This window comes from Pseudidiomarina sp. (genome assembly GCF_048268165.1).
Taxonomy (GTDB): Bacteria; Pseudomonadota; Gammaproteobacteria; order Enterobacterales; family Alteromonadaceae; genus Pseudidiomarina.
The window spans coordinates 825,962-846,466 of sequence record NZ_JBLWWA010000001.1; the positions used below are offsets into that span (position 1 = coordinate 825,962).

Consider the following 20,505-nt stretch of genomic DNA (forward strand, 5'->3'; position numbering starts at 1 on the left):
CGGAAAAGTTAAGGTCGAACTTTACCTTGCAGCAACAGGCTTTACAAGTCCGAGCATTGCCGACTTTGGTCTGACAATGCCCGAAATTAGCGTATTTGCTGCAATTTTCCGCAATTTGGAAGTTTCAGCAGCATTTAACCCTGGGTGAGCTCCAACATCAGCTTGTTCAATCGTGCTACGAACTGAGCTGGGTCTTTCAAACTGCCGCGTTCAGCCAGGGTCGCCTGATCAAACAGTACGTGCGCCCATTCGCCGAAACGCGCGTCGTCATCCAGCCCTGCAATGCGCTGCACCAAAGTATGTTCTGGATTAATTTCAAAAATATACTTGGTTTCCGGCACTTTTTGCCCAGCCGCTTCCATCAGTTTCGCCATTTGGGTGCTCATGTCGTTGTCATCAGTGACAATACACGCTGGTGAATCGGTTAAACGATGGGTTACGCGCACAGACTTAACTTTATCGCCAAGTGCTTTTTCAAAGCGTTCCAGTTGCTTCTCAAAGGCTTTCTCTGCTTCTTCATGCTGTTTCTTAGTGTCTTCGTCTTCAAGGTCACCAAGATCAAGATCACCACGAGTCACAGACTGGAATGGTTTCTCTTTATATTCGGTCAAGTGACTCATCAGCCATTCGTCAATGCGCTCAGATAACAGCAGAACTTCGATACCTTTCTTACGGAATATCTCTAACGCTGGGTTGTCACGGGCAGCTTCATAGCTGTCAGCAACAATGTAGTAGATTTTGTCCTGCTTGTCCGACATCCGTTCAATGTACGCATCAAGGCTCACTTTCGCCTCGCTGGTGTCTTCGTGCGTTGACGCAAACCGCAATAAGCCGGCGATAATTTCTTGGTTCGCATGATCTTCGGCCGGGCCTTCTTTTAATACTGCACCAAAGGTATTCCAAAATTCTTGGTACTTTTCAGCGTCATCTTTCGCCAGCTTGCTCAACATGCTCAAGATTTTCTTCGTGCTACCGTTGCGCATTGAACGGGTGATCTTGTTGTCTTGCAAAATTTCGCGCGACACGTTCAGTGGCAAATCGGCCGAGTCCATCAAACCACGCACAAAACGCAGGTAGGTTGGCATTAACTGCTTGGCGTCATCCATAATGAACACGCGTTTAACGTAGAGCTTAATGCCGTGCTGTGTGTCGCGGTTCCAAAGATCCCACGGTGCGCGCTTTGGAATATACAACAAGCTGGTGTATTCCGAGGTGCCTTCCACCTTGTTATGGCTCCACAGCAGTGGGTCATCAAAGTCATGGGCGATGGTTTTGTAGAATTCTTTGTAGTCTTCGTCTGAAATATCCGCTTTCTCGCGTGTCCACAAAGCTTGGCCTGAGTTAACCGCTTCCCAACCATCTTGTTTGCCGTCATCATCGCGTTTCGGCATTTGCACTGGAATGCTCAAATGGTCAGAGTATTTGGTAATGATGCTCTTTAAACGAAATTCGTCGAGGTACTCATTAGCGTCTTCGCGCACATGCAAAATAATATCAGTACCGCGTTTGGCCTTATCAATTTCGCGCAAGTCGTATTCGCCCTCACCACGTGAAGACCACTCTACGCCTTTGTCTGCGCCTGCTGCACGGGTGCGCACGGTGACGCTGTCCGCAACAATAAATGACGAATAAAAACCAACACCAAACTGACCGATTAAACGGCTGTCTTTGGCTTGGTCGCCAGAAAGCTGGCTAAAGAAGTCGGCAGTACCTGATTTTGCGATGGTACCAAGATTGGTCATCACTTCATCGCGGGTCATACCAATACCGTTATCACTGATGGTAATGGTATTGGCGTCTTTATCGACACTCACACGAACGGCCAGCTCCGCATCATCAGCTAACAAGCTGCTATCGCTTAACGCTTTAAAACGTAACTTGTCAGCGGCATCCGATGCGTTTGATACAAGCTCGCGCAGAAAAATTTCTTTATTTGAATAAAGTGAATGAATCATTAGATGAAGCAATTGCTTCACTTCGGTTTGAAAACCATGGGTTTCTGCTTGACGGGTCTCCGCCATAGTGATCTCTCCTACACTATTTCTGGGTTAATCGAATGTGATTAAATGAGGTATAGAAGAAAGATGGGGGTGGCACCGATGTTTTCAAGCGCCACTGAGTTAATTTAACCAATTAATGCCTAATTAATTGTTCTCCATGGTTTTACGACCACTAAATGCATGCCCCAACGTTGCTTGGTCGACATACTCCAGTTCGCCACCAACTGGCACCCCATGGGCAATACGCGAGGTGCGTATTTGGCGAGCGCGCGCTAGGTCGGCAATAAAGTGTGCGGTGGCTTCGCCTTCAACCGTCGGATTGGTTGCTAAAATAATCTCTTCAATCGGTTCTTGTTGTAATCGCTTAGCGAGTATGTCTAAGCCAATATCTTCAGGCCCAATACCATCAAGTGGTGACAGATGGCCCATAAGCACAAAGTAGCTGCCTTGATACTGACCTGTTTGTTCAATCGCAAGTACATCCGCGGGTGTTTCAACAATGCACAACAACCCGCTGGTACGGCGCTTTTCGTCGCTACAAATAGCACATACATCTTCTTCAGTTAGGGTGCGGCATTGACTGCAATGCCCCACCCGCTCCACCGCTTCGGTAAGCGCCTGCGCCAAACGCAAAGCACCCTCACGCTGACGTTCCAATAATTGAAACGTCATACGTTGGGCACTTTTAGGGCCAACGCCAGGCAATAAGCGCAGGGCGTTCACCAATTCTTGTATCGCAGGGCTAAGACGCATGCTGAAGCCTTCTGTTAAAACGGCATCTTGAAGCCTGGTGGCAAGTTCATGCCGCCAGTTACTTCAGCCATTTTTTCTTTGCTAGTTTGTTCAACGCGGCGCACCGCGTCATTGATTGCCGCAGCAACCAAGTCTTCAATCATTTCGTTATCGTCGTCTTCGAATAGGCTAGGATCAATGCTGACACGACGTACGTTATGATTACCCAACATGGTTACTTTCACCATACCGGCACCAGCTTCGCCAGTTACTTCTAAATTCGCGATCTCAGCCTGCGCTTTTTGCATGCGATCTTGCATCTGCTGCGCCTGCTTCATCATGTTACCCATTCCGCCTTTAAACATAACTACCTCTATTCGCTTAAATTATTCAGGTTTTACAGAGTCAGCGTTAAGCTGAGCTCCAAATGTACGTTCAAGTTGCTGCGCAATTTCATCATCTGCTAAGGATTGCTTGGCAATGTCCAATCGATGCGCATTGATGCGCTGTTGAATCTCAACCGGCGTTGCGGCAGCGGCGTCGCCCACCAAAATATCCTGTAAGGTCATGTCAAATTGGGCGGCCATCACTTCTTTAATGGTGCCTACAGCGCCATCATTCAACAGGTAGGCCCAATTTTTTCGCACCATCAACACATACGCGTCGTTATTTTTCTGCAGCACGCTGTTGCGAGCAAGTTGGCGTGTGAGTCCATGCAGGTCAAGCTCATCGATCATCGCGGCCCAACGGTCAATTTCTGCGGCACGTTTGGTGGTTGCAGTGATTTCGCTTTCCAACTCAGGAAGTTGTTGCGTATGTGGCTGCGAATGCTCCTGGTGCTGAGCGACAGGTTCTTCAACGTGGTCATGCGCAGGCATTTCCGGCTCAGAAGGTGGTTCTGGCGCCGCTTGAATTTGAGCTGGTGGTTCCGCTACTTCAGGATTTTTTTTTTGCGACAGCGCATCGCGCGTTGCAAGCAATGCTTGCAAGTCGTTCGGGCGCGTACTCTCAGGTTGCGTGTCCGGTTCAGGCTGTTGCTGTTGTTCGGGCTCTGGCTCAGGTTCTGGTTCTGGTTCAGGCTTTGGTTCTGGCTCTGGCTCTGGCTCAGGTTCTGGTTCTGATTCTGGCTCAGGCTCTGGCTCAGGCTCTGGCGCTGTCAGGTTCGAAGGCGGTGGCGCGGTGGCCGTAACCGTCTTCGTTTTGGTGACCATTTCTGCCGGTGCTTCTACCACTTCAAGATACTCTGGGCGAAATGCCATGAGGCGTAATAGCGTCATTTCCACACCGCTGCGTACATCACTGGCGTAGTTGAGGTCGCGGCGCCCCTGCACCAAAATATCGTAGAAAACTTGTAGCAGCGCGGCCGGCAATTGCTGTGCTAAGTGCTGCGCTGCAGGCTCAAGGCCCGTTGCGTGTGCTGTCGCAGGTACCGCTTTAAATAACGCCAGCTCATGCACTAAATTTTGCATTTCAGGTAACAGGCCACTTAAGTCAGGTACCTGACCCGCAACAGCATCCAAAGTTTGCAGCATCACTTCAGCGTCACCAGCCAGTAGCTGCTGCATTAGCTGAACCAATTGATAACTCGGCACACTGCCAAGCATTTGCTGAACACCAGCCATGGTTACGGCATGATCGCCCTGCGCTATCGCTTGATCTGTTAAACTTAATGCGTCGCGCAAACTGCCCTGCGCTGCGCGTGCAAGTGCTTGAACCGCCGCTTCATCGAACTCTATTGATTCGGCTGCTAAGACTTTTTGTAGATGCCCAGCAATTTCATCTCGTGACAATGCCTTCAAATTAAACTGCAAGCATCGCGATAAAACGGTGATGGGTAATTTCTGAGGATCGGTTGTCGCAAGCAAAAACTTCACATGCTCTGGCGGTTCTTCTAGCGTTTTTAGCAACGCATTGAAGCTATGCCGAGACAACATGTGAACTTCATCGATAAGATAGACTTTGTAGCGACCTTGCGTTGGCGCGTATTGCACGTTATCGAGTAACTCGCGCGTGTCTTCCACTTTCGTGCGTGATGCCGCATCAATTTCAAGTAAGTCGACAAACCGCCCCTGATCAATGGCTGTACAGGCTGAACATTGACCGCAAGGTTCAGCGGTTACACCCTTCTCACAGTTAAGGCTTTTAGCAAGTATTCGGGCAATCGTTGTTTTACCAACACCACGGGTACCTGTGAGTAGCCACGCATGATGCAAACGGCCTGTTTGCAAGGCGTTAAAGAGAGGTTTCAGCACATGCTGCTGCCCCACTACTTCACTAAAATTTCGTGGTCGCCACTTGCGTGCGAGAACTTGATAGCTCATTGCCAATATCTTCTTAATCGGTCGCTTCAGATAAGCAATTAACTTACCTTAAAAAGAGCACAGGGTATAGTGTGGAATCGCTGCTTGTTGTAACCGATCAGCACCGGGCAAGTCGGTTAAAGTAATCACAAAAGCACATTCGATAATGGTTGCTTGTTGCTTTTTTAGCATCTCGACAGCGGCCAAAATTGTGCCACCGGTTGCTAATAAATCATCAATGACAACAACACGATCGTCTGCGGTAATATCTTCTGCGTGCAACTCAAGGGTGTCTTCGCCGTACTCCAGCGCGTAAGCTTGCGACACAATCTTGCGTGGCAACTTACCCGGCTTGCGTAACGGTACGAAGCCAATACCCATTGCATACGCCAGTGCGGTTGCAAATATAAAGCCGCGTGCTTCAATCCCGACGATTTTGGTTACGCCTTGGTCGCGATAACGCTCGGCAAGTAAATCAATGGTGTGACGAAACGCCGCGCCATCGGCCAATAACGGCGTTATATCACGAAAGATAATACCCGGCTTCGGGTAATCCGGAATGGCTCGAATATAATCAGCTATCTGCATTCAAGGTCTCAGGCAGTTGTCTGTTGTGGTTTACCTGTAGCTGCCGCTAAGTCAGTTAACAAACCAAGCAAGCGTTTTGCATCAACAGGTTTAGGAAGGCACAAGTTCGCGCCCGCTTTGTCAGCTAGCGGCTGCACCTGCGACGCATCTTGTGTGGTCATCAAAATAATAGGGGTTTGTTGATATTGCTCTATTTGGCGTAGGCTCTTGATTAAAGACAAGCCATCCATTAAGGGCATTTTATGATCAACCAACACCACATCAAAATGATGGTTTTTACTACGATTTAAGCCGTCAAGGCCATCATTGGCGCAACTTATCGTAAACGGGCTTTGTTCAATTATTTGAACAAGTTGATCCCGCGTCGCTGGCTTATCCTCAACCAGCAATAATTGAAGTGACATAACGTGCCTTTTTAACGTAACAGCTTACGCTGAAAAGAATTTGTACCATGCGAGTACCGCAGGTAACACTGGAACTGCAACGAATACAATTACTGCAAGCCAGCCCATTTTTACGCCCGATTCATCACGGAAGTTTTGATCATGTGCCATAAAATACATCCTCACTGACTAATATTTTGCGGTGCGGATCATACTTTAATTGGCCGATGGGAACAACATAGCTCTTTGGTATAAATCCGGAACCGTATTCACCAGACCTTGATATAACTGCGCCTGGTCAAATTGTGGCAGTTGCTGTGCTAATGCCTCTGCTATTTCCGCCAAGCCTTGGCGGGGGTACTGCTGTAAATAGTCCACTAGCAACATTGTAACTGGATTAAGTTGCATGAATTTGACACGTGAAATGAAATGCAGTTCGTCGTCTTCATCGACTCGGTAAACTGCTAAAAATATGGGGGCCGCAAGGGGCTCGTTCGGAATGGCGTCGGCTGCGATGGTATGCACCGGGTAATCAAATGCGTGCCACGTTAAGGATGGGTTCACGCGCCAAGTAAGTTCCTCAATAGCGCACGATGTGGGCGCCGCACGACACGTTTCGAAATAATGGTAAGCATCAAGTTCCATTCTCTCGTACACCGCTAACTGATAGCTAAATGGCGGTAGCCACGAGGCTACGTAGTTGGCAATAAAAGTCACAAACTCAGTACCAATCTCAGCAAACAACGGCGATTTCGCCGGGTGTTTCGCAATAAAATCGTCTACCAAACGTTGCCAATGTTGCGCACTTAATACCGACTTTAGCACTGGAAAGCCCCGTGCTATAAACCCCTCGATATTGTTACGAACCAAGCGCTGATAGACAGCGAGGCGCTTTTGCTCGGCAGCGGGAGGTTCAGCGGAATCAGGTTCACGAAGCCACGCCGCCCACTGGTATTGAATGCGCTTAAAATCAGACATACTGGATTTAGGTCCTGGCGGCTACCGCTTTCACGGCGTCCACTTCTTCTAACAAGGTAGCGAGTGGTGGCACGTTGAAATCACGCTCAAGCAACATCGGAAACTCACCGTGCTGTTGATACGCATACTTCATCAAGTCGTATACTTCCGGTCTAATATCCGCACCGTGGGTATCGATTAATAAATCCGGCGCCTCTTCATAGTGGCCAGCGATATGCCCATAGGTGATACGTTCAGTGGGTAACCCGCGAATAAATTCGTGCGGGTCATAAGCGTGATTCACGCTATTAACGAATACGTTATTCACGTCCAATAACAGCTCGCAGCCGGACTTATCCAACACTTGATTAATAAATTCCAACTCAGTGATGTCAGTTGCTGCCGGTGTGTAATAAGAAACATTCTCTAGCACCAAAGGCCGTTCAATCAGCTCTTGTACCCGACGAACGCGCCCCGCCACATAATCAGCCGCATCTTCACTGAATGGAATCGGCAGCAAGTCATACAGATGCCCCTGTGCAGAGCAGTAGCTCAGGTGTTCGCTATAACGCTCAATTTTGAAACGATCAAGAAACGCCTTAACCCGAAGAACAAACTGCTCGTCCAGCGGGTCGGGGCTGCCAATTGAGAGTGACAAGCCGTGACAACTAATTGGGTACTGTTCACGAATACGATCCAGCTGATACGTGGCTTCATAACCACGATCAAGCCAGTTCTCTGGTGCCAGTTCCCAAAAATCAACGGCGGGCGTTTGTTGCAATACGTCCTGCAAAAACTCCCGCCGTAAGCCAAGACCTACTATGCGCCGCACTTCCCTTCACCGCATTTGCCTTCGCCACACTTACCTTCTTCTTTCATTTTGGCTTTTTCAGCAGCCTTTTCTTTGGCTTTGTCGCCGCCGCATTTGCCTTCACCGCATTTGCCTTCGCCGCACTTGCCTTCTTCTTTCATTTTGGCTTTTTCTTTGGCTTTTTCACCACATTTGCCTTCTTCTTGCATTTTGGCTTTATCTTTATCGGCACCACAGCGCATTTCCTGCTGTTGCTGCTGTTCTTGTTGATAGCCACCGGCGAGTTCAGCATAACCAAATGGATTTGCTGATGCCGCCGCCGACGCGCCCGCAGCGCTTACCAATAATGCACCTACTGCAACTGATACTGATTTTTTCATGGCTTTCATGATTTCTTCCTCTTAGTTTGTTTTGTCTAACTAGACTAACACTTTCTTTAGAAACGTGTCTGCATTAAGAATAGTTCACCAAACACAAAAAACCCCGCAAAAAAGCGGGGTTTTACAATTTCTTTATTCGTGCTGCGTTCTACGCTAATTAAAGCGATACGCCACGATTAGACGCTTTTTGGCGAATATACTGTTCCCAGCTAATTGCATTGCGACGCTGCTCGCCCGATTTCTTAGCTTCCTGAACTGACTTCAGCGCTTCGCGGAAGTTGTTGTCATAGAAGTAAGCTTCAGTAAGCGACATGTAGACACGACCTTCTTCTTCGATGCCTAAATCTAGCGCTCTCAAGAATGAGTCAGCTGCTTTCGTGTATTCCTCGGCACGCAGATATGCGGTACCTTGGCGACGATAGAACTCAGCTTTATCTGCTTGAGTTTCTTGCAATTCAGCAGAGAGACCGTACATTGCGGCTGCTTGCGAGTATTCACGAGCTTGCTCAAAACTACTGGCGGCACTTTGATAATTACGCGCGGTTTTTTCAATATCGCCCGCATTTAAGTGTTTCACCATAAGCGTCGCTGCTTTGTAAGGAATCCGTGAGTTGGCATACAACTGAATAAGCGCCTTAATCTGGCTTTCCTTATCCATATATCCTGCCAAGTACGAGATTTCTAACGTCTGCAAGGCTTTATCGATCTGCTCAGTCAGCATGTACAACATACCCAGCTGACTCCACCAAACTTTTTCAGTTGGCAGTTTGTTTAAACCGACTTCAAGTACCTTGATAGCTTCGCGATAGTTTTCCGTTTCGTAATAAGCGGCAACTTTTAATACGTATGGGTTTTTGTTGAATTCACCTTCGGCTTCATAAGCTGCAATAGCTAAATCAGCAGGGCGAACAATTTTGTCAAATTGCTTCAGCTCATAATAAGCATTGGCAATACGCAAAAACACATCCGGATCAGCTTCGCCTGTAAACTGCAACCAACGTCCGTAGTAGGTTAACGCTGTACGATACTCTTCAGATTGAAGCGCAAGGTCAGCGGTTAACTTTAAAACGAGTGCCTGGTCAGCAAAGCCGAGAACGTCTGCATCCGCAGCCTTTTTGACAAGGTCAAAAGCTTTCTCAACTTCGTTATCTGCAGCGTACAAGTTACCAAGAAAACGATTCAAATAAGCGGTGTCAAATTCACTACTTGGATCAATTTCCTCCAAAATAGCGATTGCGCCTTTCGTATCTTCTTCTTCGGTGTACAAGTCAAGTGCCGTCATCAATCGACGACCAACTCGTTCGCTTACCGTTTGATTACGTCGGCTCTGTTTGGCTGCTTCCACAGCTTCCGCAGAAGGCAAGTTGTAATTGATTTCTTGTGAAGCAGCAGGCGCAGATGCGACTGCCATCACAGTACACAATACACTCGCACTAAGTAATGTTGTGAGTTTTTTGTGCATCATCGATTACTCCTGATCCAACGTGAAATCAAGCTGAACAGTCTGGCCAGTCTGACGTACAGGCTTGCCATCAACTACTTTCGGCTTATATTTCCAACGCAACAGCGCGCGACGAGCTTCCTGGTCGAATACACGACGTGGTTCTGAGTCAATAACTTCAACATCAGTTACACCGCCGGCTTCGTCAATCGTGAAGCGCAATTGTACCCAACCCTGAATACCATCACGTGCAGCTGCAGGTGGATAGCGCGGGTTGATACGAACTATTGGTGTTGCTTCGCCATCTCGAACCGCTAAACCACCAGCGTTAAGGCCAGTATCAGTACCACCGACATCGACTTCAAAACCGAGGTCTAGATTCATACCATCAGAGTCTGACGTATCAGGCTCGTTCGGCGGAGTCTCAGGCGGTTGCTGAGGCGGAGGCGGCGGTGGTGGTGGCGTACGACGACGCTGATCCACATCCGAATCCGGTGGCGTTGTTACGAGTTCAATCGGTGCAGTCGGTGGTGGACCTTCGTTACGTCCCTCACCGCCGCTAATCAAAAAAGCCATGAAAGCGAACAGAAGGAACGTAGCTGCAGCACCTAATAGTATTGATACTATAAAGCGCACCATATTAATCGTCCTCTGCGGCTATGGATATCTTGTCAATACCCGCTTCCTTAATTTGATCCATGACTTTAACGACAACACCATGCTTGGCTTCTTTGTCCGCCTGAATCACTACGATATCAGTTGGCTGTTCTGCCAATAGACGTTCAATGTTGGCGCCTACGCGTTCAACATCAACCATACGCTTGTCCATCCATACTTCGCCATTCGCACGAATCGCGATGAAGATGTTTGCAGAAGGTTTCTTTTCTGCCTGACTTGCTTCTGGCTTGTTCACGTCAATACCAGCTTCTTTTACGAAAGAGGTGGTTACGATGAAGAAGATCAACATGATGAATACGATGTCGAGCATCGGCGTCATATCGATCGCTGCATCTTCCTCTTCACGAAAACGTTTACGTGCCATAATTCTTCTCTCTTAATGATGTGGCAAACTGTCGACCAATTTTTCTTTAGCTCGACGCACCCGTGTTTCAAGGCGAGAAGCAAAGAACATACCTGACAATGCTGCAACCATACCCGCCATTGTCGGGATAGTCGCCATCGAAATACCCGACGCCATTAAGCGTGGGTTACCCGTACCTTGTACCGCCATGATTTCAAATACAGCAATCATACCGGTTACAGTGCCGAGCAGTCCGATTAACGGACAAATCGCAACGCAGGTTTTGATCAACAATATACGCGCATTTAGCTTTTCGTTGGCTTCAGAAATCCATGCATCACGGATTTTATGAGCGTACCAAGAGGTGGTATCTTCCCGGGCGTTCCAACGATCGATGATATCTTGCTTCATCTTCGGGAACACCCCGGTAAGGAACCAAAAGCGCTCGATCATGAGAACCCACATGAGGAAGAGCGCCCCCATGACGACGAATAATACGTCGCCACCGGTACCCAGAAAATCCCTGATAGATTCCCAAAGCTCCATCAGGTATACCATAGGATTACTCCTTCTTCTCCGCATGCGCGGCGACGATACCTGCAGCCTGCTCGTCTAGTACGTGTACGATAGACTTAGCACGTCCTGCCACAATCGCGTGGACAAGAATCAATGGCAGTGCAGCAATCAGACCCAATGCGGTGGTAACCAACGCCATTGAGATATCACCCGCCATGATTTTCGGATCACCAGTACCAAACAATGTGATGGACTGGAAGGTACCGATCATACCAACAACTGTACCCAAGAGACCTAATAGCGGAGCGATAGCTGCTAAAATCTTGATGATATTAACGCCGGCATCAATACGCGGTGTTTCACGCAAGATAGCTTCGTCAAGTTTCAGTTCAAGGTTTTCAGTATCTGCACCTTTGTTCTCTTGATACACCTTCAGGATACGGCCAAGTGCGTTTTTATCAGATGGATTCTCAGTATTACGCAACTGTGAACGCATCTTCGCGCCTTCCAAACCTAAGGTAATGAACTTATAGATTGCAATTAAGAAACCAACGATAAGCGCAACAGTGATTACGTAACCAACTGTACCACCTTGGTGATAACGCTCTTCGAGAGTTGCTTTCTGAGTTGCTAGGTTCAAGATTTGACCACGTGCTGGGTCAATGTATAAACCTTCGTAACCAGATTCAGTGCTTTCAAAAGCTTCAACAGTTGATAACACGTAGCCTTCAGGCTGACGACCTAACGGCTGAATTTCTTCAGCTTGGTCGTTGTAGTTGAAGTATTCGCCCTGTGAAATCAGGTTAAATACACCAATACGCGTTACGTCACGGTTTTCGCTTGAACCGTCTAGCAAAGTTACGTCACTGTTGAAAGTAACAACCTTGCCTGACTCTTTCATTTCTGTTAACCAAGCTAACCACAGCTCTTCAAGTTCTGCGATAGTTGGTACTTCTTTCGCTTCAGCAATCGTTTCCAACACGTCTTCACGACCTGGATACTGAGAGCTTACGATTGAAGTCGCGATACGGCCGATTGTGTCACTGGCTGCACCACGTGCAACACCCACGATTTCACCTAAAGTACCAAGTGCGTTTTGCAGCTCTTGTTCTTTGTTCGCGAGTGAGATTTCATTTTCAGCAAACTCAGCTTGCAGACGCTCGCCGCGAGCTTGCTCGTTTGCTAATTGACGTTGAGCTTGGTTCAACAAAGCTTGCTTGTCAGCACGCTCTGAAGTGAACTCAGCTTCACGCTCAGCATTAATGCGCTGAGACGCAGCACGATTTTGCTTCACTAGGTCAAGTAATTGGTCTAGTGATTTCGCGTTATCCTGCGCGTAAGCAGAGCTCGCGCCAGCTGATAATGAGAATGCTGCTGCGACCAGCAAAGATTTCACTAGTTTGTTCATTCTGCACGCTCCGCTGCATAGATAGGCAGTTTAATCAGATCTGGTGCGGTTTGTTTCCGCGCCATACGAATCGCTTTGGTCAAAGCACCTAAGTAAGCATCATCTAACGCTTCCCAAGTGTTGTTTTCTTTGTTGTAAATCCAACCGTTTTTCAGGTCCAAAGATTGAGCCATAAGCGCTGCACGACCTAAGTGGAAGAAGTCTACAGAGATTTCTTCACCTTCGAATTGCAGCTTGCCTTCATATGCGATGAGACCTGCGCCGTAATCCATTTCAGCTTGATAAGCTTCAGTGATCTGACGGAACTGCTCAGAAGTCGTTACGTTTGAGTCGCTCATGATGTCGCGTAAACGCTCAACACGAGCCAAACGGCGCTCTTTGTGAATTGGAAGATCCAGCTCCACAAACTGCTCCAAAGCGTCGATCATGTTGTACATTAAAGGAACCACGCCTTGCTTGGTTGCTTCGATGCCGTCGATCTGGCGCTGTAGAGAAGCCAGTGATGCATTTTGATCATCAACTAAACGCTGAACGTGATCATTGTAGACTTTTAAGTTTTCGTATTCGTCTACAACTGCACGGTACTCATATAACAACTCTTGGCTCTGTTCGAACAAAGAATCGATCTTTTGCTGAGACCGCTTGTCAGCAGTGTGAATTTTAGCTTCTTCGTTTTGTAACGTAGAAACGTCTTGGGCAGCTACTGTCGTGCTACCTGCAATTACGTACATCCCGACTAGGGCTGCAGCAATTTTGCTTTTATTGATTACTTTGGCCATAGTTCCCAACCAATTTGACTTAACTTTAAGCTCAACGACACTAAGTCGCCAGCCTCCCAGTTATTTGAGTGACGAAAAGAGTTTAATCAACACTTGCAGCTATTACCGCGTGTAATTCTGCGGTAATAATGAAATTAATACTCCCACGATCGGCGCGACAATGTCAACTACCGAAAGCGGTATAAAATTACACTAAATGCAGTTAAAATCTCGTTTACAGTATATTAACAGTGGTGCATAAAAGCACTTAATTTATGCATAACTATTAGAGCTAACTTATTCCCGAAAAGTTCAGTTGGGCGTGCCCAGAAGAATGCGGTAGACTCAATGCAATTATACGCCAAAATCAAAGCCGCGCACCAATGACATTAAACCCTACATTAAAAGAGCGCATCGAAGCCGAAATAAATGCGCTTGAACAGCGTATAAAACGTTTGAATATCAATGAAGAACAGTTTTCGGATTGGTTTGACTCACAGTTATTCAGCCAGGATGCAACCACACCTGCTGACTATATTCGAGAATTACGCCAACACCTTCGTAGCTTAACCAGCCCAACAACCACCGCACGCAGCCAGTGGTTGTCCGAACGGGTAGCGCATCAGCTCAGCGCCTTACATCAGGCAGTGCGCTGGCATGAACAACGTTTATAATCATGATTCATGTCGAAAATAAAAACCTAATGCCTTGCGCACAGATTCAGGCAGTTCCGGTAACGCACTTTTCGGTAACAAGTAAGTTGCCATCGCGAAGAAGTCTTTAAACACCCTGTTCTGTTCTGTTGTGCGGCGCAGGTAATCATGCCCTGACGACCCTCCCGTACCTATTTTTGTACCTAACATACGTTGTACCATCATTGCATGTTTATAACGCCAAATTGTGAGCTTCTCATCCATTTCGGCCAGCGATGTAATAACTTGGTGTGCAAGATGAAACGCCGGTTCTTCGCGATATTGCGTAATAAATAGCGCACTTAACATGGCTTTTTGCGATAGACGTACTCGGTTATCTTCTTGTAACGCTTTATAACTTTCGTTATCAAACAGTGCTGAAAAATTCTCTCGATTCGCTTGCAAACCAGCTAATTCGGTCTCCAACTGCTTTTCATCCGCCGCATTTTGTCGAATGATTTCTTCATCGTGATCGAGTGAGCGCTTCACGGCAGCCTGATAGACCTCCCAAAAGCTGAAGTCTTCAAATTGCAAAAACGGCATGCGTGACAGCCACTCATCAACCCGGTCAAACAGATTTGGATGCTGTTCCAGCTCTTCTAAATAGGCGCGATGCTCGTCATTGAGGCGGTTATAGAAAGACTGTTGATCAAAGGCAATACGCGTGTTGCGGGTGAGCCCGAGGATAATCTCAAGTTCCTTAAATTGAATGCTTTGAAAGCCTGAAGCTGGTACCAAATAATCGCGGAATTCAAGGAACTCCTGCGGGGTCATGGTTTCAATCACTCCGACCTGATCATTCATTAAATCTTGAATGGTTAAAATGCGACGAAGTCGATGCGCAACAAGTTGTAATGCACGATCATCGAGTTGTTCTTGGCTAAATTCTTTATGAATTGCGCGTAACTCATGCAGTACCTGCTTGAACCAGAGTTCATACACTTGATGCACAATGATGAAGAGCATTTCGTCATGAGCTTCTGGCCCGTACATTTTGCTATGTGGCTGTTGCGCGTCTAATAGCTTATCGAGCTTTAGGTAGTCACCGTAATATACTGGCTTCACATTCTTTGGCATGGAATATCTCGTTGTTCGTTAATCGTTAATCGTTATTGGTTATTAGTGTGTAGTTTTTTTCGAATAACGACAAGCGCAGCGATCGAATAACGAATAACGATTAACGATTAACGAACAGAGAACGAAGTGAACGTACGAAAAGCGAAGCGCACGAATAACGCTATTAAAAGATGGGTGGCGACCTCACCAGCCAGCACCCCGGCACCCACATCCCTGACTACGGCTGCTCCCTTCCGGGCCTGACCGAGTTCACCAGTTCGTGTTGCGGGGGGACCAATGAGGTCACCATAACGGCGGCATTATCCCTTAAAGGCAGCGCACTCGCAAGGCAAGTGCAACTGACTGCCGAGAAATTAAGCAGATAGGATTATTTTTTGCGATTTAAACGCTCAGCAATGGCTTTACGGGCCGCATCTGAACTCAATGCGCGAGCAAAAATCTTCGCTTCACGCTCTATTCTGTCGGCAACCGGCTCCGCCGGCTGCTTAATTAATTTTTTGGCTGCGCGCAATCCGCCATGCGGTTTACTGGCCAAAGCTTGGGCTACCTGTTCAAGGGTATTGTTTAGCTCGTTTGGCGCAACAACTTTATTGACCAAGCCATAAGCTAGTGCAGCGCTGGCATCAAAATTCTCACCAAGTAGCAACAGTTCCGAAGCCCGCAGATGACCGCATTGTTGCGGCAATAGCAAACTCGAAGCAGCTTCAGGAACTAAGCCAAGATTTATAAAAGGCAATGCAAATACCGCGTCTGTGCTGGCGTACACCAAATCACAATGCAGTAAAATGGTCGTGCCAATGCCTATGGCTAACCCATTCACACCAGCTACCAAAGGCACACTTAGGCGGCTTAACGTATAAAGAAATTCAAATGGCGGTGCACTATCATCAAGATCTTCAATAGCCAGAAAGTCATGAAGGTCGTTACCTGCGGTGAAACTGTCACCTTCGCCGGTTAATACCACGGCAGCAATTTTGCCGTCGCGATCAGCGGCCTGCAATGCTGCACTCAACGCAGCGTACATGTCTGAGGTTAACGCGTTCTTCTTTTCCGGACGCGCTAATGTCAGCCAAAGCACATTATTACGAACTTCTTCTTTGACCAAGTTACTCATCGCTACGTTTTTCCCATGCTGCTTTGGTGCCTTCATATAAAGGTACGATCAAATCCAATGCAGACTTACCATTACTCGGCAAGGTTTCCGTATTGTCACGCAGTGGTGTTACCCGTTGACCCCATTTTATAATACCAGCACCACAAGTTAAGCCGCCGCCAAATACCGCAGATACAATAGTGTCACCCGGCTTAACAATGCCTTGTTCAACCGCTTCGCAAAACGCGATTGGCAAGGTTGCAGAAGAAGTGTTTCCGTATTTTTGAATATTAATAACGGTTTTTTCTTCAGGTACGTTACACATCTTCGCCAAGTAATCTATTAGCCGTTTATTTGCTTGATGTGGAATCAGTGAGTCAATGTCGTCGGTCGTTAAGCCTGTTTCTTCAAACACCTTTTCAACCGCAGTATTCATGCCTTTTACAGCACGCTTGAAGATTTCCTGACCAATAAAGTTAAACGGCATAATACCGTCAAACCCAAAGCGGTCGAAGCTCATGCCAAACTCGAGTGCTAAAACGTCGCGCGCATCGGCGTCACAAGTAACGTGTGAAGCCAGCAAACCTGATTCTTGGTCACTAGCCTCAAGCACCATCGCACCAGCGCCATCGCCAAACAGCACTGCACTTTCACGTTTGGTCCAGTCTAAAATTCGAGTCAGACGTTCGGCACCAATAATCAGTACTTTTTTGTGCGCACCTGTGCGAATAGCTTGTGTAGCAAAATGCATTCCGTATAAAAAGCTGCTACATGCAGCATTCAAGTCAAACGCAGCGGCATGTTTGTTGCCTAAATCGCGCTGTACCGCAGACGCAACATTTGGAATAATTTCATCCGGTGTGCAGGTGCCAACAATAATAAGATCGATGTCGTTTGCATCAAGGCCAGCAGCTGCTAACGCATTGCGTGCAGCAACTGTGGCTAATTTAGAGGTGCCAACTTCACTAACACGGCGTTCTTCGATGCCGGTACGGCTACGAATCCACTCGTCAGAAGTTTCTAAAAAGGTTGCTAAATCATCGTTGGTCATCACAGCTGGCGGTAAGCACTTACCCCAGCCGGTAATTTCTGCATATTTTTTCACGTGTTAAAACCTATAGTCACGGGTCATTTTTCGCTATCATAGCACGAATGTTTCGGTCTGAAATGTCCGACCAATTGAAAAGCCTAAAACCGTTATTCGTTATTCGATCGCTGCGCTTGTCGTTATTCGAAAAAAACTACACACTAATAACCAATAACGACTAACGACTAACGAATAACGACTAACGATTAACGACTAACGAGCAAATGACAACACTACATAGCCCTGCCGGCACTTGGCAACTAAATCGTTTTCCCCCGCGCACTGCAGATACCCTGCAAGCCTGGGATGCAGCTGATGAATTGTTGCATCAGATAATTGCGCAGCGCGATGACCAACGCCCATTGCTCATTAACGATCAATGGGGCGCGCTTTTAGTTCCTTTTGCGGGGCTAGACGTTACCAGTCTGAGCGACTCATACGTCAGTCATTGTGCATGGCACCATAACCTGCGGCATAACAATTTACCGGAAACGCTAACCGCAATGTCGCCGCTGGACACCCTGCCCGATACTACTGATGTGGTGTACCTTAAAATTCCAAAAAGCTTAAGCTTACTCGAATTTCAGTTGGCAAAGCTGGCCGCAGAACTGCCCGAAACCACCCAGTTATTCGCGGCAGCTAAAAGTAAATTACTGACACCCGCGGTGCGCAAATTGTTTGAGCACTATTGTAGTGATGTTGACGTGTCGTTAATCCAAAAAAAATGCCGCACTGTCAGTGCTAAAACGCGCGCCGTAGCGCTTGACCCAGAGCGTTTTATGAGTACTTGGGAGTTACCTGAGTTTCAGTTAACTTTACACCATCATGCCGGTGTATTTGCTCGCAATCAATTGGATATTGGTGCTCGATTTTTACTTGAACACATGCCCGCGCCGGGTGTAGAGCACGCAATTGATCTTGGCTGTGGCAATGGTGTGCTTGGCTTACATTACGCGCGCCTTTCACCAAGCAGTCGGGTGACATGGGTTGATGAATCATTTTTAGCCATTGCTTCCACGTTGCGAAACATTAAAACAAATCTACCCAGCGCGGCTGCCAATCAATATCACGCAGAGGTTGACGATTGCTTGGCGCAATGCGCCGATCAGAGTGCTGATCTGATAGTGTGCAACCCACCCTTCCACCAAGAACACGCTGTGACTGAACACATTGCACGCCAAATGTTTCGCGACAGTAAGCGAGTTTTGCGTAAAGGTGGGGAACTTTGGGTAGTGGCAAACCGTCATCTACCGTATTATCAACCGCTAAAGCGCTTGTTTAAGTCTGTGCACCAAGTAGCACAAAACAGTAAATTCGTGATTTTTAAGGCTCGGGGTTAATTATGCGTTATTTAGCTTTTGCTCTTGCTTTACTACTAAGCGGCGTGAGCGCTGCACAACAAATTCAACCAGACAATCTATTTCCTAAAGTGAAGTTGATAACCACTGAGGGTGACATCATCGTTGAATTGAATCGTGCAAAAGCGCCGATTACGGTCGAAAACTTTCTCACCTACGTACAAGCCGGCAGTTACAACAACACGATATTTCATCGCATTATCCCAGGCTTTGTAGTGCAAGGTGGCGGCTACACCGAAGAATTTGAAGCCAAAACCATGTTTGAACCTATTTTCAACGAGTCGGGTAACGGCATGTTGAACAATTACGGTACCATCGCCATGGCCCGCACTTCTGACCCTCACTCGGCAACACGGCAATTCTATTTTAATCTCAATGACAATGAATCACTGAACCCATCCAGCAAGGGTTGGGGGTACGCAGTGTTTGGTTGGGTTGTTTCCGGTGAGGATGTGATGGAAAAACTGGCAAGTGTGGAAACTGAGTTTTATCACGAGCAGACCGGGTGGCCAAACGTGCCGAAGCAACCGCCGGTACTTAAAAAAATTGAAGTTGTACCACAACAGTGAGTCATTCTTCAGCGCGCGAACCTTGGTATAAAGACTTTGCGATTTACCGCGAACCGCGTATCTGGGTGATATTTGGTTTTGGAATAATCAGTGGATTTCCGTGGGTGCTGATTGGCTCCATGCTTTCCGCCTGGCTGCAAGAAATGGGTGTTGACCGCTCTGCTATTGGGTTATTCGGTGTAGTTTTTGTGGCCTACTCCATTAATGCCCTGTGGTCACCACTCATTGATCGCGTGCAAATTCCTCTTTTAAATCGTTGGCTCGGGCAGCGACGTGCTTGGATGATGCTTTGCCTTGCTGGAATTCTGAGTGCCACCGCTGCGTTAGCTCAACTCGATATTATTGAAAACCTATGGTGGGTTGCCTGCGCTGCATTGGTGATTGCAATATTTTCGGCAACCCAAGATATCGCCATTGATGCATATCGAATTGAAACCTTCGGCCCTCATGAAGCGCGTTTGCAGTCAGCTGGAGCAGCTATGGCTACCGCAGGTTGGTGGACGGGGTATAGCGGTTTCGGCGCCATTCCATTCTTTTTAGTCGACGGCACTACCTTGATGTGGCAAGACGCCTACTTCGTGTTGTGCTTTGTTATCGCCGCTCAAATGTTATTTGTTCTTGCCGCCAGTAAGTCCACGCGTTACCGACCAGAAATTCCTAAGTTCAATCATTGGATGGATTGGTTGCGCAGTACTCTGATAGAACCAATTGCCGAATTTTTCCGCCGCAGCGGCTGGAAACTTGCATTCGGAATGCTGGCCTTTATCTTCTTGTTTAAGCTTGGTGAAGCCTTCTTGGGCCGTATGTCAATTGTGTTCTATAAAGAAGTGGGCTTCACCAACGATGACATTGCTGTGTATTCAAAAATGGTAACGTGGTGGATTACGATTATATTTGCCATTATCGGTAGCTTTGTGAATCTGCGGCTAGGCATTGTCCGTGGTTTGTTGGTTGGCGGTATTGCCATGGCTTCATCCAATCTTATGTTTGCTTGGATAGCAGGCGTTGGCCCTGACACTGACTTATTGCTTGCAGCAGTGATTATCGATGGCTTTACAGCAGCTTGGTCAACTGTAGCTTTTGTCGCATTTATTAGCTTGCTTTGTAATCGTGCGTTTACCGCGACACAATATGCTTTATTCGCTTCGCTCGGTAACCTTGGGCGCACGCTTTTATCGTCATACAGTGGTTATGTGGTGAATTGGTTGGACGGCGATTGGCAATTGTTCTTTATTTTGACGGCGCTCATGGTTATGCCAAGTCTCATTATCCTAATCATCATGCGTAAGCCCCTGCTGCGACTTGAGCAAAATTACCACCGGGAGATGAATTAG

At 47.3% G+C, this 20,505-nt stretch carries 23 protein-coding genes and 1 other RNA gene; 4 read left to right on the plus strand and 20 right to left on the minus strand.

Annotated elements, in window-relative coordinates; genetic code table 11:
* Nucleotides 1-134 precede the first annotated feature (134 nt).
* The 16 genes from htpG to ACN0UY_RS04080 all read right to left on the minus strand — a co-directional run bounded on the left by htpG (nt 135) and on the right by ACN0UY_RS04080 (nt 13,316).
* Nucleotides 135-2,021: a molecular chaperone HtpG gene (gene htpG / locus ACN0UY_RS04005; protein WP_417665473.1), complete on the minus strand. Its 1,887-nt coding sequence runs from the start codon at nt 2,019-2,021 to the stop codon at nt 135-137.
* A gap of 123 nt (nt 2,022-2,144) precedes the next feature.
* Nucleotides 2,145-2,753: a recombination mediator RecR gene (recR, locus tag ACN0UY_RS04010; protein WP_128351008.1), complete on the minus strand. Its 609-nt coding sequence runs from the start codon at nt 2,751-2,753 to the stop codon at nt 2,145-2,147.
* 14 nt (nt 2,754-2,767) lie between these two features.
* Complete coding sequence (locus ACN0UY_RS04015) at nt 2,768-3,097, minus strand: YbaB/EbfC family nucleoid-associated protein (protein WP_128351009.1); 330 nt, start codon at nt 3,095-3,097, stop codon at nt 2,768-2,770.
* Nucleotides 3,098-3,118: 21 nt separating this feature from the next.
* On the minus strand, nt 3,119-5,053 hold the full coding sequence (gene dnaX, locus ACN0UY_RS04020) for a DNA polymerase III subunit gamma/tau (RefSeq protein ID WP_417665474.1): 1,935 nt from the start codon (nt 5,051-5,053) through the stop codon (nt 3,119-3,121).
* Nucleotides 5,054-5,101: 48 nt separating this feature from the next.
* A complete protein-coding gene (locus tag ACN0UY_RS04025) occupies nt 5,102-5,620 on the minus strand; it encodes an adenine phosphoribosyltransferase (protein ID WP_417665475.1) in 519 nt (172 codons plus the stop codon).
* An 8-nt stretch (nt 5,621-5,628) separates the two neighbouring features.
* Entirely contained in the window at nt 5,629-6,024 is a 396-nt protein-coding gene (locus tag ACN0UY_RS04030; RefSeq protein ID WP_417665476.1) for a response regulator, read from the minus strand.
* A gap of 24 nt (nt 6,025-6,048) precedes the next feature.
* Nucleotides 6,049-6,174 (minus strand): hypothetical protein, encoded by a 126-nt coding sequence (locus tag ACN0UY_RS04035; protein ID WP_417665477.1) that lies wholly within the window; start codon nt 6,172-6,174, stop codon nt 6,049-6,051.
* Nucleotides 6,175-6,219: 45 nt separating this feature from the next.
* Nucleotides 6,220-6,981, minus strand: a complete 762-nt coding sequence (locus ACN0UY_RS04040) for a DNA-binding domain-containing protein (protein WP_417665478.1) — start codon at nt 6,979-6,981, stop codon at nt 6,220-6,222.
* A 7-nt stretch (nt 6,982-6,988) separates the two neighbouring features.
* Nucleotides 6,989-7,792: a DUF692 domain-containing protein gene (locus tag ACN0UY_RS04045; protein ID WP_417665479.1), complete on the minus strand. Its 804-nt coding sequence runs from the start codon at nt 7,790-7,792 to the stop codon at nt 6,989-6,991.
* On the minus strand, nt 7,780-8,160 hold the full coding sequence (locus tag ACN0UY_RS04050) for a hypothetical protein (RefSeq protein ID WP_417665480.1): 381 nt from the start codon (nt 8,158-8,160) through the stop codon (nt 7,780-7,782). The genes ACN0UY_RS04045 and ACN0UY_RS04050 overlap by 13 nt, the downstream gene beginning before the upstream one ends.
* Nucleotides 8,161-8,308: 148 nt before the next feature.
* Nucleotides 8,309-9,616, minus strand: coding sequence for a tetratricopeptide repeat protein (locus ACN0UY_RS04055; RefSeq protein ID WP_417665481.1), 1,308 nt, complete (start codon nt 9,614-9,616; stop codon nt 8,309-8,311).
* 3 nt (nt 9,617-9,619) lie between these two features.
* Nucleotides 9,620-10,231, minus strand: a complete 612-nt coding sequence (locus ACN0UY_RS04060; RefSeq protein WP_417665482.1) for an energy transducer TonB — start codon at nt 10,229-10,231, stop codon at nt 9,620-9,622.
* A 1-nt stretch (nt 10,232) separates the two neighbouring features.
* Entirely contained in the window at nt 10,233-10,634 is a 402-nt protein-coding gene (locus tag ACN0UY_RS04065) for an ExbD/TolR family protein (protein WP_092855554.1), read from the minus strand.
* Nucleotides 10,635-10,646: 12 nt separating this feature from the next.
* On the minus strand, nt 10,647-11,171 hold the full coding sequence (locus ACN0UY_RS04070; RefSeq protein WP_128351017.1) for a MotA/TolQ/ExbB proton channel family protein: 525 nt from the start codon (nt 11,169-11,171) through the stop codon (nt 10,647-10,649).
* Nucleotides 11,172-11,175: 4 nt separating this feature from the next.
* Nucleotides 11,176-12,537 (minus strand): MotA/TolQ/ExbB proton channel family protein, encoded by a 1,362-nt coding sequence (locus ACN0UY_RS04075; RefSeq protein WP_417665483.1) that lies wholly within the window; start codon nt 12,535-12,537, stop codon nt 11,176-11,178.
* Complete coding sequence (locus tag ACN0UY_RS04080) at nt 12,534-13,316, minus strand: DUF3450 domain-containing protein (RefSeq protein WP_417665484.1); 783 nt, start codon at nt 13,314-13,316, stop codon at nt 12,534-12,536. The genes ACN0UY_RS04075 and ACN0UY_RS04080 overlap by 4 nt, the downstream gene beginning before the upstream one ends.
* Nucleotides 13,317-13,678: 362 nt before the next feature.
* Between ACN0UY_RS04080 and priC the strand changes: the two genes are divergently transcribed.
* Nucleotides 13,679-13,969, plus strand: coding sequence for a primosomal replication protein PriC (gene priC, locus ACN0UY_RS04085; protein ID WP_417665485.1), 291 nt, complete (start codon nt 13,679-13,681; stop codon nt 13,967-13,969).
* Here priC and ACN0UY_RS04090 read toward each other — a convergent pair whose 3' ends face one another.
* The 4 genes from ACN0UY_RS04090 to ACN0UY_RS04105 all read right to left on the minus strand — a co-directional run bounded on the left by ACN0UY_RS04090 (nt 13,970) and on the right by ACN0UY_RS04105 (nt 17,262).
* Nucleotides 13,970-15,064: a tryptophan 2,3-dioxygenase family protein gene (locus ACN0UY_RS04090; RefSeq protein WP_417665486.1), complete on the minus strand. Its 1,095-nt coding sequence runs from the start codon at nt 15,062-15,064 to the stop codon at nt 13,970-13,972. It lies immediately after the preceding gene.
* A 181-nt stretch (nt 15,065-15,245) separates the two neighbouring features.
* An RNA gene (ffs, locus tag ACN0UY_RS04095) (signal recognition particle sRNA small type) lies at nt 15,246-15,343 on the minus strand.
* Between the two features lie 88 nt (nt 15,344-15,431).
* The gene (locus tag ACN0UY_RS04100) at nt 15,432-16,178 is read right to left on the minus strand and encodes an enoyl-CoA hydratase-related protein (RefSeq protein ID WP_417665487.1); all 747 of its coding nucleotides are present in this window, start codon (nt 16,176-16,178) and stop codon (nt 15,432-15,434) included.
* The gene (locus ACN0UY_RS04105) at nt 16,171-17,262 is read right to left on the minus strand and encodes a ketoacyl-ACP synthase III (protein WP_417665488.1); all 1,092 of its coding nucleotides are present in this window, start codon (nt 17,260-17,262) and stop codon (nt 16,171-16,173) included. Before ACN0UY_RS04105 ends, ACN0UY_RS04100 begins: the two co-directional genes overlap by 8 nt.
* A 206-nt stretch (nt 17,263-17,468) precedes the next feature.
* Between ACN0UY_RS04105 and ACN0UY_RS04110 the strand changes: the two genes are divergently transcribed.
* From ACN0UY_RS04110 to ACN0UY_RS04120, 3 genes are read left to right on the plus strand one after another with little or no spacing between them, the layout of a single operon-like run.
* Complete coding sequence (locus tag ACN0UY_RS04110; RefSeq protein WP_417665489.1) at nt 17,469-18,584, plus strand: methyltransferase; 1,116 nt, start codon at nt 17,469-17,471, stop codon at nt 18,582-18,584.
* Between the two features lie 2 nt (nt 18,585-18,586).
* Nucleotides 18,587-19,171, plus strand: coding sequence for a peptidylprolyl isomerase (locus tag ACN0UY_RS04115; protein WP_417665490.1), 585 nt, complete (start codon nt 18,587-18,589; stop codon nt 19,169-19,171).
* Entirely contained in the window at nt 19,168-20,505 is a 1,338-nt protein-coding gene (locus ACN0UY_RS04120) for an AmpG family muropeptide MFS transporter (RefSeq protein WP_417665491.1), read from the plus strand. The genes ACN0UY_RS04115 and ACN0UY_RS04120 overlap by 4 nt, the downstream gene beginning before the upstream one ends.